Here is a 16,237-nt window from a genome sequence, read left to right as displayed (position 1 = left end):
GAGCGTGGGTCCGTGCCACGACGGCAGGTGCATTGCAGAGTCCGCATTACTGCAGCGGTTGCACCTGCTTGCCAACGCACGGCGACATCGTCAGCCACGCACCCGCCGCGCAAGCCACCTGTCTGCAGGAATGCCGATCTCCTGACACACGCCATCAATGCAGCTCTCCAGCTTGGCCCGCAGCGGCCGGCACATCGTGCTTGCGATGCGCGCTGCCCATCTTGTCGGCAACTTCCTTCGGCATATAGGTTTCGTCGTGCTTGGCCAGCACATCTTCGGCGACGAAGATGCCGTTCTGCATGCGGCCGGTGGCCACCACTGCCTGCCCCTCGCGAAACAGGTCCGGCAGGATGCGGTCGTAACTGACGGGCAATTGCGCATCGCCATCGGTGACGCGGAATTGCGCTTCCAATGCGCCGGAGGCGCGTCTGAACGAGCCTTTTGCGACCATGCCGCCAAGCCGGAAGCGCGAATGCGCGCCGGCATCGCCACGCAGCACTTCCGAGGGCGTGTACAGGTAGGCCACGTTGCGCTGCAAGGCCATGGCCACCAGCGTGGTTGCCAGCCCGCCGGCCAGCACCAAGGCCAGCACCAGCCACAGGCGGCGGCGACGTTGCGGGTTCACCGGATCAACTCCGCGTCGCTGGGCACCGCGCGCTTGCGCTCGCGCAGACGGCGCGCCTGGGCGGTCTTCAGGGCGCGACGTACCTGCCAACGGCCGGCGATCAGATCCCACAGCAGCACCAGCACGAACACCGCATAGGCGGCGATGACGTAAGGCAGGTAGCTCATGCCGCACTCTCCTGCGCATCGCGCACGATCCAGGCCTTGCCCGCCTCGCGGCGCAGGTTGTCGGCGCGCGCGCGCGTCAACAGCGACCCGACAAACCAGAACTTGGTGCCGATCACCATCAACCACAGCGGCAGCAGCATGCTTGCGTCGATGGTGGACGGACCAAGCAGGCGGATGCTCTGGCCCTGATGCAGCGAATTCCACCACACCACCGAATAGCGGATCACCGGCAGCAGCGCCACCCCGACGATGGCCAGCAACGCCGCCGCGCGCGCCGCCTGACGGCGGTCGTCGATGGCGTGATACAGGCCGATCACGCCCAGATACAGAAACAGCAGGATCAATTCGGTGGTCAGGCGCGGGTCCCAGTCCCACCAGGCGCCCCACATCGGTTTGCCCCAGATGCTGCCGGTCAGCAAGGTGATCACGGTAAACGCAGCGCCGATCGGCGCGCACGCCATCGCCAGGATCTCGCAGATCTTGATGCGCCAGATCAACGCGATGGCCGCATACAGCGCCATCAGCCCGAACACGAACAGGCTCATCCACGCGCTCGGCACATGGATGTAGAGAATACGAAAGCTGTCGCCTTGCTGGTAATCCGCCGGCACCGCGAACAAGGCCTGCCAGATGCCCACACCCAGCAGCAACGCGGCCAGCGCGTAGCACCAGGGCGCCCAGCGCGCAGTAAAACGGTCGAAGATCGGGGGCGATGCGAGTTGGTGGAACCAGCGGACGACGACGTTCATGCGATGGCAGTAGCCTTTGGAATGGCATTGGCTCTCGAAACAGCAACAACGCGTTGTGCGGGGCGTGCTATCGACAATGCATCGAGTGCAGCGCTCAACTCAACGAAATGCGGATCGCGGCCGCCGCAGCCAGCGGTGCCAGGACCACGCCGATCACCAGTCCGGCGCCCAACAACAACAACGCACCCACCGCATCCTGCCCTTGTCCGCTGGCCGCCACGCTGCCGGCACCAAACACCAGCACCGGCACGTACAGCGGCAACGCCAGCAACGCCACGAGAATACCAGAGCGCTTCATCGTCACCGTCAGTGCCGCAACGACAGCGCCGAGCAGGCTCAGGAGCGGCGTTCCCAGCGCCAACGATGCCAGCAGCACCGGTAATTGGTCATGCGGCAGGTGCAGCAATTCGCCCAGCAGCGGCGTCACGGCAATCAGCGGCAGCGCACTGGTCGCCCAATGCAGCAGCACGCGCACTGCGATCAACCAGGCCAACGGCACCGGTGCCAGCAGCCACTGCTCCATCGAGCCGTCTTCCACATCGCTGCGGAACAAGGCGTCCAGCGACAGCAGGCCAGCCAGCAACACCGACAGCCACAGCACCGCCGGCGCGGCCTGCGCAAGCAGGTCCGGGCGTCCGCCCAGTCCCAACGCGAACAACACCACGATCAGCAATGCGAACAGTGCCGGCTGCAATGCATCGCTACGGCGTCGCCACAGCAGGTGCAGGTCGCGGGCAAGCAGGGCGCGGGCCGCCTGCCAGAGCGAGGGTTGCGGCGAATGCGTGCTCATGCCGCAGCCTCCAGCGTGAGCATGCGGGTGCGCACCGGTGGCGCTGCATACGCACCGTGCGTGGTGACCAGCGCCGCGCCACCGCCGCGCAGATGCGCGGAGATCATTCGGTTAACCAGGGTGATGCCATCCAGATCCAGATTGGCGTACGGCTCATCCAGCAACCAGAGTGGTGCCGGCGACAGCCATAGCCGTGCCAGCGCCAGCCGCTTGCGCTGGCCAGCCGACAATTGCCGCACCAGCGCATCTTCGTAACCGGCCAGGCCGACGATCGCCAGCGCGCTGCCGGGCATCTGCTTGGCGCGACGGCCATGCAGGCCGCACAGGAAGTGCAGGTTTTCCAGCGTGCTGAGGTCGGCCTTCAGGCCGGGCAGGTGGCCGAGGTAGGCCATGAAGCGGCTGCGGTCGCCGCGCTTGGCGGTCTTGCCATCGATCTGGATCTGCCCGCGCTCCACGTGCAGCAGGCCAGCCAGTACGCGCAGCAACGTGGTCTTGCCGGCGCCGTTGTCGCCTTGCACCAGCAACGCTTCGCCGGCATCGACATGGAAATCGAGCGGGCCAAACACCGGCTCCTCGTTGCGACTGAAGGCCAGGGCGTGCGCCGCCAGCAGCGGCGGTGCGGTGTGCAGCGGTTCGATCATCGGTGCAGCAGGCTCGGGTCGCAGGACGGCATGGGGAAGGGCCGGGGCAGGCACGCGCCGGACCGGGCGCGCATTGTAGCGACGATGGTGGCATGCCGGGGACGCCTGCGGCATCGCCGCAGGCGCCGCGATGTGTCAGGGAACGCTGTTTTGCAGCGTCCGGGCGCAACCGGCTGGCGGCTTTGCGTACACTCGCGGTCCCCCGTTTCTTGTCCGGACAGGCACCATGCCCCTCACGACCAAGCTGCCCAAGGTGGGCACCACCATCTTCACCGTCATGTCGCAGCTGGCGGCCGAGCACGGCGCGGTCAATCTGGGCCAGGGCTTTCCCGATTTCGCGGTTCCGCAGCGGCTGGTCGACGAACTGAGCAAGGCCATGGCGGCCGGCCACAACCAGTATCCACCGATGACCGGCGTGGCCGCGTTGCGCCAGGCCATCGCCGGCAAGGCACAGCGCTGCTATGGCGCGCAGGTCGATGCCGACACCGAGATCACCGTCACCAGCGGTGCCACCGAGGCGATCTTCAACGCCATCCACGCGGTGGTGCGCGCCGGCGAAGAGGTCATCGTGCTGGACCCGGCCTACGACTGCTACGAGCCGGCGATCGATCTGGCCGGCGCACGCGCCGTGCATGTGGCGCTGCACCCGCAGACCTTTGCGGTCGACTGGGCTGCGCTACGCGCCGCGATCACCCCCAAGACGCGCCTGTTGATGATCAACTCGCCGCACAACCCGTCCGGCGCGATGCTGTCGGCCGAGGACATGCAGACGCTGACCGAGCTGTTGCGCGGCACCGACATCTTTTTGCTGTCCGATGAGGTCTACGAACACATCGTGTTCGATGGCCGCCGGCACGAATCGGTGCTGCGCTGGCCGGAACTGCGCGAGCGCGCATTGGTGATTTCCAGCTTCGGCAAGACCTACCATTGCACCGGCTGGAAGATCGGCTACGCCATCGCACCGCCGGCGCTCACGGCCGAATTCCGCAAGGTGCACCAGTACAACACCTTCACCAGTTTCGGTCCGGCCCAGCACGCCTTCGCTGCAATGATCCGCGACGAGCCCGAACACGACGAGCAACTGGGCGCGTTCTACCAAGCCAAGCGCGACCGCTTCCGCGAACGGCTGCTGGCCACGCGCTTGAAGCCGTTGCCTGTGCCCGGCGGCTACTTCCAGCTGGTGGACTACTCAGCCATCAGCGATCTGCCCGATACCGAATTCGTGAAGTGGCTGACGATCGAGAAGGGCGTGGCCGCGATCCCATTGTCGCCGTTCTACCAGAACGCGCCTGCAGGGCAGCGCCTGGCGCGGCTGTGCTTTGCCAAGAACGATGCGACGCTGGATGCGGCGATCGAGCGCTTGCGTAGGCTCTGACGAGCCGGGAATCGGGATTCGGGATTCGGGAATCGTAAGAGCGGTCGGCCGCTTTTTGATCTGAATTCGCACTGGCTCGATGACATAACGCCCTCATTAAACCGCTGTCCGATTCCCTATTCCCGATTCTCCTTTCCCGAGTCTCACCATGCATGACCTGCGCATCTCCCTGATCCAAGGCGACACCCGCTGGCATGACCCGGCCGGTAACCGCGACTATTACGCTGCGCTGCTGGAGCCGCTGGCCGGGCAGACCGATCTGGTGATCCTGCCGGAAACCTTCACCAGCGGGTTCTCCAACGACGCCATCGACAAGGCCGAAGGGATGGACGGGCCGACCGTGGCGTGGGTGCGTGCTCAAGCCGCACGCCTGGGTGCAGCGGTGACCGGCAGCGTGCAGTTGCGCACTGATGCCGGTGTGTTCAACCGGCTGCTCTGGGCCACGCCCGATGGGGCGTTGCAGTACTACGACAAGCGCCACCTGTTTCGCTTCGGCAACGAGCATCTGCGTTATGCGGCCGGGCGCGAGCGGCTGACGGTGGAATGGAAGGGTTGGCGGATCAATCCGCAGGTCTGCTACGACCTGCGGTTTCCGGTGTTCTGCCGCAACCGCTTCGATGTCGAACGCCCGGGGCAGATGGATTTTGATCTGCAAGTGTTCGTCGCCAACTGGCCGTCCGCCCGCGCCTACGCGTGGAAGACGTTGCTGCGCGCACGCGCGATCGAAAACCTGTGCTTCGTGGCGGCGGTCAACCGGATTGGCATCGATGGCAACCAACTGCATTACGCCGGAGACAGCGCGGTGATCGATTTCCTCGGTCAGCCGCAGGTGGAAATCCGCGAACGCGAGCAGGTGGTCACCACCACCATCAGCGCAACTGCGCTGGCCGAGCACCGCGCCCGTTTTCCCGCGATGTTGGATGCAGATCGGTTCGAGATTGAGGATTAGCGATCCGGGATCGGCACAAGCTGCTGCCGGGCAGTTGCAAGCCCGGCCGCTATCGCCAATCCCCAATCCCCAATCCCGGCTACTGAGCCAGCTTGATCTCGTAGATCTTCGGCCAGCGCTTTCCGGTGACGAACAAGCGATCGTGCGCGGCGTCGTAGGCGATGCCGTTAAGGACATCGTTGGTGGGGTCGGTCAAGGTGTCCGGGTCTGGCACAAGTGCCTTGAGGTCGATCCAGGCGATGACCTTGCCGTTGGCGGGGTCGATGCGTGCGATGCGGGTGGTCAGCCACACGTTGGCCAGCAACTGGCCCTTGACCCATTCCAGCTCGTTGAGGTTGTCCAGCGGCTTGCCGCGGGCGGTGACCTTAATGCTGCCGATCTGTTTCAGGCTCTGCGGATCCAGCCGGCGGATGTTGGCGGTTCCGTCGCTCATATAGAGCTGGCGATCATCGCTGGTCAGCGCCCAGCCCTCGCCGGAATAGGTGAATTGGGTACGCGGTGCCAGCGTGGCCAGGTCGTAGACGAAGCCGCGCTGATTGCGCCAGGTCAGCTGGATCAGGCGATCTTTCCAGGCCACGATGCCTTCGCCATAGAAAGGCGGCGGCGTATTGACCTGCTGCAGGACGTTGCCGCTGTCCAGGTCGACCTTGCGCACGCTGGACTGGCCCAGCTCGCCGGTGCTCTCGTAGAGATGCCCGTCCAGATAGAACAGGCCTTCGGTAAAGGCGGCGGTGTCGTGCGGATAGGTCTTGACGACGGTGTAACCCTGGGTGGGAATCGCCTCGCCGCAGTGGGCGAGGGCGGGCAGCAGCAGTGCGCTGGCGAGCAGGCTGTAGACGGTGCGTGGCATGCGGCAATCATCCCATGTCGCGGCCGCAGGCGGCAGCTCTGTCGCCCTGTCGGACTTAGCTAAGACCCCGCTGAACAAACGCCTGCGCCGCGCTGGAATCTTGTCGCGGCTGCCACATCGGCGCTGCTAGTCTCGCGCCACGTCCACCACTGGCACTGCTCACATGATCAAGTCACTTTCGCTCATCGCGCTGCTTGGCGCCGCCACGCTGGCTCCGCAGGCGCAGGCCGCCGGCAACATCGATTGCCAGCTGTCGTTCAACTTGTCCGGCTGGTCGGTGTTCTACAAGACCGCCAGCGGTACCGGCACCATCAAGTGCGATAACGGTGCGGTCATTCCGGTCAAGATCTCCAGCAAAGGCGGTGGCCTGACGGTCGGTAAATCCAAGATCGTCGGCGGCCGCGGCACCTTCAGCGGTGCCTATAGCCTCAACGACCTGTTCGGCACGTATGCCGCCGCCGAAGCGCACGCGGGCGTCGTGAAGTCCAGCACCGCACAGGTCGTCACCAAGGGCGATATCTCGCTTGCGCTGGCAGGCACAGGCGAGGGCGTGGACCTGGGTGTCAACGTGGGTAACTTCGTGATCGAGCGTCGCAAGTAAGAGCGGTAACACGCTGAGCGAGCTGTCCCCGGATGGGCGTGCGCTGCGCGCCCGACACCGGAGCGCACGGGTGGCAGGTGTCGATGTCGAGCAACGGTCGCGCCCACCCGAAGGCCGCGCAGTCGTGTTGCCGATCCAGGTCGCAGCATCGGGATCGCGCTCATTCAACCGGTCGGTGCGGTGTCTGCATCGCGATGGCGCTGCAAGGGAATGGCTTTCGTTAAACGACTGTACGACCGGATACGCGGCAGCTTCTCTGCTTCAGTCGATGTCCTATACCGTCCGCCACATAAAAACGGCCCTTTGCAGGGCCGTTTTTTATTGCGCGGATCGGTTGACGCTCAACGACCGCGATTACCGCCGGGAGGACGACGATTGCCGCCGCCCGGCGGACGACCGCCGGGGCCACGCGGTGCGCCACCCGGGCCGCGAGCGCCGCCACCGGGACCGCCGGGGCCACGGTTGGCAGACGCGGGGCCGCGATTACCACCCGGACCCGGTCGCCCACCGCTCGGGCGACCAGCAGGGCGTGCGGCACCGTACGGGCTGAAGCCCGGGTTGGCGTGATCGGAGGGGAAGCTCGGTGCGTTGCCCGGGTGGCCATACGGGTGCTTGCGTTGCCCCTGGCCTTGCGACTGACCCTGTCCGCCGCCAGCGCCGCGTCCCGGACCACCCGGGCGGGCGCCGCCTGGACCGCCAGCGCCCGGTCGCGCACCACCCGGTCCTTTCTTGGCATACGGGCGTGCCTGACCGGTGCCCGGGCCGCTCGGGCCGGCATTGCGGTGGCCGCTCGGGCCGGTGCTCACGCCATCGGGCACATACCAGCTGCGGAACGCGGCCGGGTTGCCGTCTGGCAACGCGCCGCGGTCGCCCTTGGCCGGGCCGCGCTGCTTGAACGGGCGCTGCTGCGATTGCTTGGCGGCCGCTTCGCCGCTGACTGTCAGGCCGCCCCTGAAACCGCCGGGCTTGCCGCGACCGCCGCGACCGCGATCTTCGCGCAAGTTGTCGAAACGCCGCAGTTCGCGGCCTTCATCTGCGCCAGAGGTCTGGCCGTTGACGTAGGCATTGCTGCGGCCATCGCGTGAGACGTGCACGGTCGACTTGGCGGCGCGGCGCTGGCCGATCACCGGCTGCAGCGTCAGTGCCGACGGCGCGCCTTCTTCCAGTTTCAGTTCGGCGCGCAAGGCGTCGACCTTGTCCTGCGCCACTTCCACCGAGTGCCCACGCAGCAATTCGCGCGGCAGCGAAATCTTGCCGTAGCGGCTGCGCTTGAGGCGGCTGACCTGGCAACCCTGCGATTCCCACAGACGGCGCACTTCGCGGTTGCGGCCTTCCTTGACGACCACGCGGAACCAGTCGTGCGAGTCGGTACCGCCGATGCGTTCGATCTCGTCGAATTTGGCGCCACCGTCTTCCAGCAGCACGCCGCGCGACAGGCGCTCGATGATGGCATCGGAGACTTTTTCTTCGCCTTCCGGCGCACGCACGCGCACCACGTATTCGCGCTCGACCTCGTAGGAGGGGTGCATCATCGCGTTGGCCAGCTCACCGTCGGTGGTGAGCAGCAGCAGGCCGGTGGTGTTGATGTCCAGGCGGCCAATGGCGATCCAGCGCGAGCCCTTCAAAACCGGAAGCGACTCGAACACGGTCGGGCGGCCTTCGGGATCTTCGCGCGTGGTCACTTCGCCTTCGGGCTTGTTGTAGATCAGCACGCGCGAGGGCTCGGTCAGCGCGCTGGCCACGAAGCTGCGGCCGTCCAACTCGATCTTGTCGCCGCTGCGCACCGACATGCCGGTCTGCGCGACGGCGCCATTGACCTTGATCAGGCCGTCGGCGATGCGCTGTTCCAGCGCGCGGCGCGAACCCAGGCCGGCCTGGGCCAGCACCTTGTGCAGGCGCTCTTCCAGCTTGGGCGCTTCGGGCGCGCTGTCGCGCTTGAGAGAAAGCTTGTTCAACGACAGCTTGCGGGGGGTGTCACTCATGTGTCTGGCTCCGGCCGCCGCGTTGCGGGTCGGCCTCTGGGTCGGAATCGGCTTCGTCAACAGCCACGGTCGTCGTCGCGACGGCGTTGTCTTCGTCTTCGTTCACTGCATCCGCGCGCGTTCCCGGCGCGGTGTCGGGGTCGCCCTCACGGGCGTCGTCTGGGTCCTGCGTGTTCTTCTCGTGCGCCGAGCCATGCTCGGGGTGTTGCGGTGTCTGGTCGTTTACTGCGTCGACCGCTTCGGTGTCGATCGCCTCATCGAGACCGTGGTGTTGCTGGTCGACTGCGGCATCGTCAGGCGATTGCTGTGCATGCTGGTCGGCGTCGGCGTCACTTTCAATTTCGGTATCGCGCTCGGCGTCGGCCTCGTCCATTTCCAAACTATCTTGCAAAGCGCCGGTGCCGCTGTCGTCAGCCGCAGCGCCAGCTTCCACATCCGCGTCGGTACCGCCAGCATCCGCATCGTCAGCACCCGTATCGCCGCCCTCGGCGTCAGCCTGATCTGCATCGGCCTGATCCTGCGCCGCGTCCATCGCTGCCGCCGCGGGCACGGCGCCATCCAGTTGCCCGTCGCGGTCCAGCGGCAGCTGCGGTTCCAGCTCGGCGATGTCCTTCAACTCAGACAATGGCGGCAGCTCGTCCAATCGCTTGAGCCCGAAGTAATCCAGAAAGCCCTTGGTGGTGCCGAACAGGGCCGGCTTGCCGGGCACGTCGCGGTGGCCCACCACGCGGATCCATTCGCGCTCTTCCAGCGCCTGGATGATGTTGCTGCTGACGGCCACGCCGCGGACCTGCTCGATCTCGCCGCGGGTGATCGGCTGGCGGTAGGCGATCAGCGCCAGGGTCTCCAGCGTGGCGCGGGTGTACTTGGTGCGGCGCTCGGTCCACAGCCGGGCGACCCAGCCATGCACATCGGCCTTGACCTGGAAGCGGAAGCCGGAGGCCACTTCGACCAGTTCCACGCCGCGCTCGGCGCAGGCCTCGCGCAGCAGTTCCAGCGCGCGCTCCACGCTGCCGGGCGGTGCCGGCTCTTCTTCCGGAAACAGGCCCTGCAGTTGCGCCAGCGTCAGCGGCTGGCTGCTCGCCAACAGGGCGGCTTCGATAATGCGGGTGATCAGCGCTTGATCCATTCGGTGATCGGCTTCAGATAGGTTCGTTGGCGGCATCGCTATCGTCGAATTCGCTGGAGAATTGCAACGGCGCATTGGTATTGCCCAACGCCAGCGACTTCACGTAGATCGGCGCCAGCGGCGCTTCCTGCACGATGTCCAGCAACTGCTCCTTGGCCAGTTCGAGCAGCGCCAGGAAGGTGACCAGCACGCCGAGCTTGCCTTCTTGGGCAGTGAACAGCGATTCGAAACGGTAGAACTTGCCATCGTCCAGGCGGCTGAGCACATCGCCCATGCGCTGGCGCACACTCAGCGCCTCGCGCTTGATCGCATGGCCGGTGAACAGCTCGGCGCGTTTGAGCACGTCGTACAGCGCCATCAGCATTTCTTTCAGCTCCACCGGCGGCGGCAGCTTCACCGCTGCGCGCTCGGGCAGATGCGCCTGCACCGGCGCGCTGTCGCGGCCCATGCGGGGCAGGGTGTCCAGATCCTCGGCGGCCTGCTTGAAGCGTTCGTATTCCTGCAGGCGGCGTACCAGCTCGGCGCGCGGATCTTCTTCTTCGCCATCCTGGCTGGGAGGGCGCGGCAACAGCATGCGCGATTTGATCTCGGCCAGGATTGCCGCCATTACCAGATATTCGGCTGCCAGTTCGAAGCGCAGCTCCTGCATCACATTGATGTAGTCCACATATTGCCGGGTGATCTCGGCGACGGGGATGTCCAGGATGTCCAGGTTCTGGCGGCGGATCAGATACAGCAGCAGGTCCAGCGGGCCTTCGAAGGCATCCAGGATGACTTCCAGCGCATCCGGCGGGATATACAGATCCTGCGGAATCTGCAGCACCGGTTGCCCATGCACCACCGCCAGCGGCATTTCCTGCTGCTGTGGCGGCGCGCTCGTGGCTGGCGGAGTCGCGACGTGCGCGAGTTCGGAATTCATCAGGTCGACATCGGTCTTGCGGTCGCCGGCGGCGGTCTTAAGCCGCGCCTGCAGGGCTTTGCCTTGAGTTATTGCGATCAATGTCGTGCCTGTGCCGGCACGATCCCACAAATCCACATACAACGTCCGCCGCGTGGCATGCGGCGACGGAACAGCGAGGAGGTCGTCTACGCGGACCGGCGGTGGGCAGCGAATCGGTCGTCGGGAAGAGCGCTGCGCCTGGGCCGACGGGCCGCTGCGTCCGGTTGCGTGTGCAGTGGTGCCAAGGGTAATGCGTGCGCGGGGGCGGTGTCCAGCGCCGACGCGGCTAGAATCGGTGCGGTGATCTTCCAGTCTTGGGCGAGGTGGCGTGTGTGGTACGTAATCGAGGGATATGACCGGGCCGACGCAGTGGCGGCACGGCAGCAGGCGCGGCCGGCGCATCTGGCGCGTCTGCAGGCGCTTGCGGCTGCTGGGCGGTTGCTGGTGGCGGGCCCGTGTCCGGCCATCGACGCCGAAGATCCAGGTCCGGCCGGTTTCACCGGCAGCGTCGTGATTGCCGACTTCGACGCCCTGGAGGATGCGCGCGCCTGGGCCGATGCCGACCCCTATGTGGAAGCGGGCGTGTACACGCGCACCGAGGTCCGCCCATTCCGCCGGGTATTGCCATGAGCCGGGTCGAGCAGATCCGCGCAGCGTTGCAGGCGGCACTGGCGCCCACCGAACTGGACGTCGTCGACGACAGCGCGCGGCATGCCGGCCATGCCGGTGCGCGCGACGGGCGCGGGCACTTCAATGTGCGCGTGGTCAGCGCCGCATTTGTCGGCAAGCCGCCACTGGCACGGCATCGCGCGGTGTACGCCGCGGTGGGCGAGATGATGCAGACCGATATCCACGCCTTGTCGATCGAGGCCTTCGCGCCGGGCGAGGTTGGCTGAACGTCGCGGGGAACGCCGGCGGTCGGACCGGGCCGTCTGCTGTGATCAGAACCGCTGGTGCTCAGCGGCGATTGCCTTCACGGCAGCGAGCGTCGGGGCGCAGCCGGCAAGGCCGCGGGAGTGCCGGTGCAGGCGCCGGTCCGTGCGGTCCTGGCAAGACTGGATTGACCAGCAAATCGTGACCTGCATCCTGCTTCGCATGTGGACGCATGGGTGCATATTTGTTGCGACGCAGCACGTTGCTTCACGTGCTCCTCACCCGCAGCTGATTGATCTGTAAGCGTTTTCACGCATGTGAAGATAGGGGTTTACGCCTCTGTATGAAAACGCTTACAGTCCGCGCCAGTTTTGGGAAGTCGGTCGCGGAGGGCGACACGAATGGCCAAGGGTGCGGTCACCATCAAAGATGTCGCTCGGGAAGCGCAGGTCTCCGTCGCAACGGTGTCGCGTGCGCTCAACGGGCACGACAACGTTGCCGGACCGGTGCGCCAGCAGGTGCTGGAGGTGGCCGAGCGGCTGCGCTACAGCCCGCATGCGGCCGCGCGCAGCCTGAGCAGCCGGCGCTCGCAGACCCTGGGCGTGGTGCTGCCGGACTTGTATGGCGAATTCTTTTCCGAATTGATCCGTGGCATCGACGGCGCAGCGCGCGCGGCCGGCCAGCACCTGTTGGTGTCCAGCTACCACGGCGATCCGGAAGCCCAGGGCAGGGCGCTGCGCTCGATGCGCGGGCGCGTCGATGGCCTGCTGGTGCTCTCGCCCTACGCCGAGCAGCCGGGGTTCCTCACCGACAACCTGCCGCAGTCGTTGCCGACGGTGTTGATCAATGCGCACCTGCCCGGTGCCGACTATCCGGTGCTGAGCATCGACGACCACGCCGGTGCCATGGCCATGACCGAGCACCTGTTGCGGGCCGGGCACCGCCGCATCGCCTTCATCGGTGGCCCGGCGCTGAATTTCGATGCGCGCGAACGCCTGCGCGGCTTCCGCGATGCGCTTGCTGCGTTCGGTGCGCAGGCGCAGGGCGTGGAATACCCGGGCGACTTCGACGAAGCCTCCGGCCACCGCGCCGGGCTGGCGATGCTGGCGGCCGGCGCGTTGCCGGATGCGGTGTTCGCCGCCAACGACATGACCGCGCTGGGCTGCCTGTACGCGTTCGCCCAGGCTGATGTGTCGGTGCCTGGCGACGTGGCGCTGGCGGGTTTTGACGACATTCCGCTGGCCCGCTTTGTCCATCCCGCGCTGACCACCATGCGGGTGAGCATCGCCCGGCTGGGCGAGCAGGCGATGACCCGGCTGATGCGCCTGGTCGAAACGCCTGACCGCGACGACGGCATCCGCCAGTTGCTGACGCCCGAGCTGGTGATCCGTGCCTCCTGCGGTACCGGCCAATCGGCTCACTGACCTTTCCGGCCACGCGTTTCCGGGCCGACCTTTTCGCGGACGTCCTGTCCGCTCCCGCTGTCCCCGCAGCGGCTGTTCCTGCACCACTGCACTGCCACAACAACAATCTGTACCGATCCCTGGAGGGACGACCATGCGCCACCACCACCCCCATTCCGCCCGTCCGGCGCGCAAGCTGCTCAGCTGCGCGCTTGCCAGCTGCCTGCTGCTCGGCGCCGCTCCGGCCTTCGCACAGAGCACCGCTGCGACCATCCGCGGGCAGGTCACCGTCGATGCCGCACCTGCCGCCCAGGCGCAGGTCACCGCCACCAATCTGGCCACCGGCCTGACCCGCACCGTGCAGGTCAGCAATGGCGGCTATTCGGTGGGCGGCCTGCCGCCGGGTTCCTACCGCATCGATGTCACCGCCAATGGCCAGACCAGTTCGCAGAACGTCACCGTGCAGGTCGGCCAGACCGCGACCTTGAACCTGGGCGTCGGCGGCGAGCCGGCCACGGCCGCCGGTGGTAACGCCACCACGCTGGACGCGGTGCAGGTGAAGGCGCCGCCGGTGCTGGTGGAGACGCGCACCTCCGAGAACGCCACCTACATTTCCAACGTGCAGATCCAGAACCTGCCGCGCGCCACGCGCAACTTCCTGGAGCTGGCCGACACCGTGCCCAACGTGCAGTTCACCCGCGATGCCAACGGCACCACCAAGGTGCGCACCGGCGCCACCTCGGCCGAAGGCACCAATGTCTACATCGACGGTGTGAGCCAGAAGAACTACGTGCTCACCGGCGGCGTGAGCGGCCAGGATTCCAGCCGCGGCAACCCGTTCCCGCAGTCGGCGATCGGCGAATACAAGGTCATCACCTCCAATTACAAGGCCGAGTTCGACCAGGTCAGCGGCGCGGCCATCGTGGCCTCGTCCAAGTCCGGCACCAACGACTTCCACGGCAGCTTCTTCTGGGACACCAGCAACGACAGCTGGCGCGAGGAAAGCCCGCTGGAGAAGAAGGCCGGCGTGCGCGACGACTTCGAAGAAACCCAGTACGGCGCCACCTTCAGCGGCCCGATCCTCAAGGACAAGGCGCATTTCTTCATCGCCTATGAAGCCAAGGAATACACCACCCCGAACGTGGTGATTCCCGGCTCGATCTATTCGGACCGCGTCGACCAGTTGCCGGCCCAGCTGCAGCCGCTGGTGGTGACCTCGAGTACGCCGTTCAAGGAAGACCTGTACTTCGGCAAGATCGACTGGACCATCGGCGAGAACAACCTGTTCGAGCTGACCGGCAAGTACCGCAAGGAAGACGAGCTCAACGACGTCGGCCGCACCTCGACCTACGAGCACGGCAGCATCAACGGCCAGGAAGAAAAGCGCGCCAACCTGCGCTGGCAGTACAGCGGGGCCAACTTCCTCAACGAAGCCAACCTGAGCTACGAAAGCGCGTTCTGGAACCAGGCGCCGATCAACAACGGCAATGGCTACATCCTCAGCTACGCGCCGGTGCGCGGCAACGAGACCGACATCCTGGCGGCGGGCGCCGGCAGCAGCTTCCAGCGCAAGGGGCAGAAGGGCTGGACCTTCCAGGACGACCTGACCTTGAACAGCCTGGAATGGCACGGCGCGCACACCGTCAAGATGGGCGTGAAGTTCAAGAGCATCGACCTGGATTCGACCCAGTTCAATCCGGCCAACCCGCAGTACTACTACAACATCCTCACCGACGTGCAAACGCCGTACCGCGTGCGCTTCGGTGCGCCGCTGGTGGAAGGTGGCGGTTCGGTGGTGTCCAAGAACAAGCAGTACGGCATCTACCTGCAGGACGACTGGGAGGTCAACGAGCACTGGACCTTGAACCTGGGCGTGCGCTACGACTACGAGCAAACCCCGGCATTCCTGGATTTCGTGACCCCCTCGGATGTCGCCAGCGCGCTGCAGAACTGGCCGAACCTGCGCAACGCCAACTACAACATCAACGACTTCATCAGCACCGGCAACAACCGCAAGGCATTCAAGAATGCCTGGCAGCCGCGCCTGGGTGCGTCCTACGACCTGTTCGGCGATCAGGCCCACGTGATCTATGGTGGCGCCGGTCGTGCCTACGACCGCAACATCTTCGATTACCTGGCACTGGAGCAGCTCAACAACTCCTTCAAGTCGTATAGCTACTACTTCACCAGCGCCAACAACCCCGCTTGCCTGGGCGACCCGTGCACGGCCTGGAATCCGGCGTACAACAGTCAAGATGGCTTGAACACACTCACGGCCAACAGCACCGGCGGTGGCGGACGTGAGGTCTATCTGATCGACAACAACCTCAAGACCCCGTACTCCGATCAATTCAGCATCGGCATGCGCAACATGGTGCCGTTGTGGGGCCAGGACTGGTTCACCGATGTCACCCTGAGCCGCATCGAAAGCCATGACGGTTTCGCCTTCGTGCGCGGCAACCGCCTGCCGGACGGGTCGTTCTTCCAGCCGGGCACCACCTCCGGCGTGCCGACCGACGGCCCGAATGGCTATAGCGCCATCGTGCTGGGCACCAATGGCGTGGAAACCCGCAACAACCAGCTCGCCTTGCAGGTGGAAAAGCCCTTCGACGAAGAATCCGGCTGGGGCCTGACCGTGGCCTACACCTATTCCGATGCGAAGGAGAACCGGCAGTTCGGCGAGCACTATGCGCTGGACCGCGAACGCATCCAGGATTATGGCTGGCGCGAGGCCGGCGGCATCCCCAAGAACCGCCTGGTGGTCACCGGCATCTACGAGCTGCCGTATGAGATCAAGCTGTCCGGCAAGCTGTCGCTGGCCAGCCAGACCGCGCGCTATGGCCAGAATTGCCTGGCCGGCAACGACCAGTGCGAGATCATCCAGTTCAAGCCGGATGGCACGCTGGGCTACAAGGAATTCAGCATTGCCGCCAATAAAGAGTGGGACACCGGCGGTGGTGTCAAATTCAATGTGCGTGCGGATATCCTCAACGTGTTCAACTGGGTTAATTACGCCACCTTCAACGGCGATACCGGAACATTGCAGGACTTGAACACGGCTTACGGCACACCGACCGGTGTGCTGGCGTCGCCGATGCGTACCTTCCGTCTGGCCTTCGGCCTGAACTGGTGAGGTGCTCGACCGCCCTGGCCGCAACGCCAG

Annotated in this window: 16 protein-coding genes; 7 read left to right on the top strand and 9 right to left on the bottom strand. The window is 65.7% G+C overall.

Going from position 1 to position 16,237, the window contains the following annotated elements; translation table 11 throughout:
- Positions 1-154 precede the first annotated feature (154 nt).
- The 5 genes from ccmE to ccmA form a co-directional block, all read right to left on the bottom strand.
- Positions 155-625, bottom strand: coding sequence for a cytochrome c maturation protein CcmE (gene ccmE / locus J7396_RS13590; protein ID WP_014090328.1), 471 nt, complete (start codon positions 623-625; stop codon positions 155-157).
- Complete coding sequence (locus J7396_RS13585; protein WP_008573809.1) at positions 622-792, bottom strand: heme exporter protein CcmD; 171 nt, start codon at positions 790-792, stop codon at positions 622-624. The genes ccmE and J7396_RS13585 overlap by 4 nt, the downstream gene beginning before the upstream one ends.
- Positions 789-1,541, bottom strand: a complete 753-nt coding sequence (gene ccmC, locus J7396_RS13580) for a heme ABC transporter permease CcmC (RefSeq protein WP_008573810.1) — start codon at positions 1,539-1,541, stop codon at positions 789-791. Before ccmC ends, J7396_RS13585 begins: the two co-directional genes overlap by 4 nt.
- A 94-nt stretch (positions 1,542-1,635) precedes the next feature.
- Positions 1,636-2,331: a heme exporter protein CcmB gene (gene ccmB, locus J7396_RS13575; protein WP_008573811.1), complete on the bottom strand. Its 696-nt coding sequence runs from the start codon at positions 2,329-2,331 to the stop codon at positions 1,636-1,638.
- Complete coding sequence (ccmA, locus tag J7396_RS13570) at positions 2,328-2,972, bottom strand: heme ABC exporter ATP-binding protein CcmA (protein WP_008573812.1); 645 nt, start codon at positions 2,970-2,972, stop codon at positions 2,328-2,330. The genes ccmB and ccmA overlap by 4 nt, the downstream gene beginning before the upstream one ends.
- A gap of 226 nt (positions 2,973-3,198) precedes the next feature.
- On the opposite strand from ccmA, the gene J7396_RS13565 reads away from it, so the two are divergent.
- A complete protein-coding gene (locus J7396_RS13565) occupies positions 3,199-4,347 on the top strand; it encodes a pyridoxal phosphate-dependent aminotransferase (protein WP_031422969.1) in 1,149 nt (382 codons plus the stop codon).
- Positions 4,348-4,495: 148 nt separating this feature from the next.
- Positions 4,496-5,296 carry an amidohydrolase gene (locus J7396_RS13560; RefSeq protein ID WP_209261583.1) on the top strand — a complete coding sequence of 267 codons (801 nt, stop codon included), beginning with the start codon at positions 4,496-4,498 and terminating at the stop codon, positions 5,294-5,296.
- A 79-nt stretch (positions 5,297-5,375) separates the two neighbouring features.
- Here J7396_RS13560 and J7396_RS13555 read toward each other — a convergent pair whose 3' ends face one another.
- Positions 5,376-6,146 carry a glutaminyl-peptide cyclotransferase gene (locus tag J7396_RS13555; RefSeq protein WP_011347682.1) on the bottom strand — a complete coding sequence of 257 codons (771 nt, stop codon included), beginning with the start codon at positions 6,144-6,146 and terminating at the stop codon, positions 5,376-5,378.
- Between the two features lie 163 nt (positions 6,147-6,309).
- On the opposite strand from J7396_RS13555, the gene J7396_RS13550 reads away from it, so the two are divergent.
- Positions 6,310-6,747 (top strand): hypothetical protein, encoded by a 438-nt coding sequence (locus J7396_RS13550; RefSeq protein WP_003487019.1) that lies wholly within the window; start codon positions 6,310-6,312, stop codon positions 6,745-6,747.
- Positions 6,748-7,088: 341 nt separating this feature from the next.
- Here J7396_RS13550 and J7396_RS13545 read toward each other — a convergent pair whose 3' ends face one another.
- From J7396_RS13545 to J7396_RS13535, 3 genes are read right to left on the bottom strand one after another with little or no spacing between them, the layout of a single operon-like run.
- On the bottom strand, positions 7,089-8,729 hold the full coding sequence (locus J7396_RS13545) for a pseudouridine synthase (protein ID WP_046931924.1): 1,641 nt from the start codon (positions 8,727-8,729) through the stop codon (positions 7,089-7,091).
- The gene (gene scpB / locus J7396_RS13540; protein WP_008571801.1) at positions 8,722-9,858 is read right to left on the bottom strand and encodes an SMC-Scp complex subunit ScpB; all 1,137 of its coding nucleotides are present in this window, start codon (positions 9,856-9,858) and stop codon (positions 8,722-8,724) included. The genes J7396_RS13545 and scpB overlap by 8 nt, the downstream gene beginning before the upstream one ends.
- Positions 9,859-9,871: 13 nt before the next feature.
- The gene (locus J7396_RS13535) at positions 9,872-10,900 is read right to left on the bottom strand and encodes a ScpA family protein (protein ID WP_029819552.1); all 1,029 of its coding nucleotides are present in this window, start codon (positions 10,898-10,900) and stop codon (positions 9,872-9,874) included.
- A 228-nt stretch (positions 10,901-11,128) separates the two neighbouring features.
- Between J7396_RS13535 and J7396_RS13530 the strand changes: the two genes are divergently transcribed.
- The 4 genes from J7396_RS13530 to J7396_RS13515 all read left to right on the top strand — a co-directional run bounded on the left by J7396_RS13530 (position 11,129) and on the right by J7396_RS13515 (position 16,207).
- Entirely contained in the window at positions 11,129-11,428 is a 300-nt protein-coding gene (locus tag J7396_RS13530) for a YciI family protein (RefSeq protein ID WP_209261582.1), read from the top strand.
- On the top strand, positions 11,425-11,694 hold the full coding sequence (locus J7396_RS13525) for a BolA family protein (RefSeq protein ID WP_008571805.1): 270 nt from the start codon (positions 11,425-11,427) through the stop codon (positions 11,692-11,694). The genes J7396_RS13530 and J7396_RS13525 overlap by 4 nt, the downstream gene beginning before the upstream one ends.
- Before the next feature lie 378 nt (positions 11,695-12,072).
- Positions 12,073-13,095: a LacI family DNA-binding transcriptional regulator gene (locus J7396_RS13520; RefSeq protein WP_008571806.1), complete on the top strand. Its 1,023-nt coding sequence runs from the start codon at positions 12,073-12,075 to the stop codon at positions 13,093-13,095.
- A 133-nt stretch (positions 13,096-13,228) separates the two neighbouring features.
- Complete coding sequence (locus J7396_RS13515; protein ID WP_011347675.1) at positions 13,229-16,207, top strand: TonB-dependent receptor; 2,979 nt, start codon at positions 13,229-13,231, stop codon at positions 16,205-16,207.
- Positions 16,208-16,237 lie beyond the last annotated feature (30 nt).

The organism is Xanthomonas sp. A1809 (assembly GCF_017746015.1).
In the GTDB taxonomy this organism is placed as follows: domain Bacteria; phylum Pseudomonadota; class Gammaproteobacteria; order Xanthomonadales; family Xanthomonadaceae; genus Xanthomonas; species Xanthomonas euvesicatoria.
Note: the sequence above shows the minus strand (reverse complement) of the source record. Positions and strands in the feature narration are given on the sequence as shown.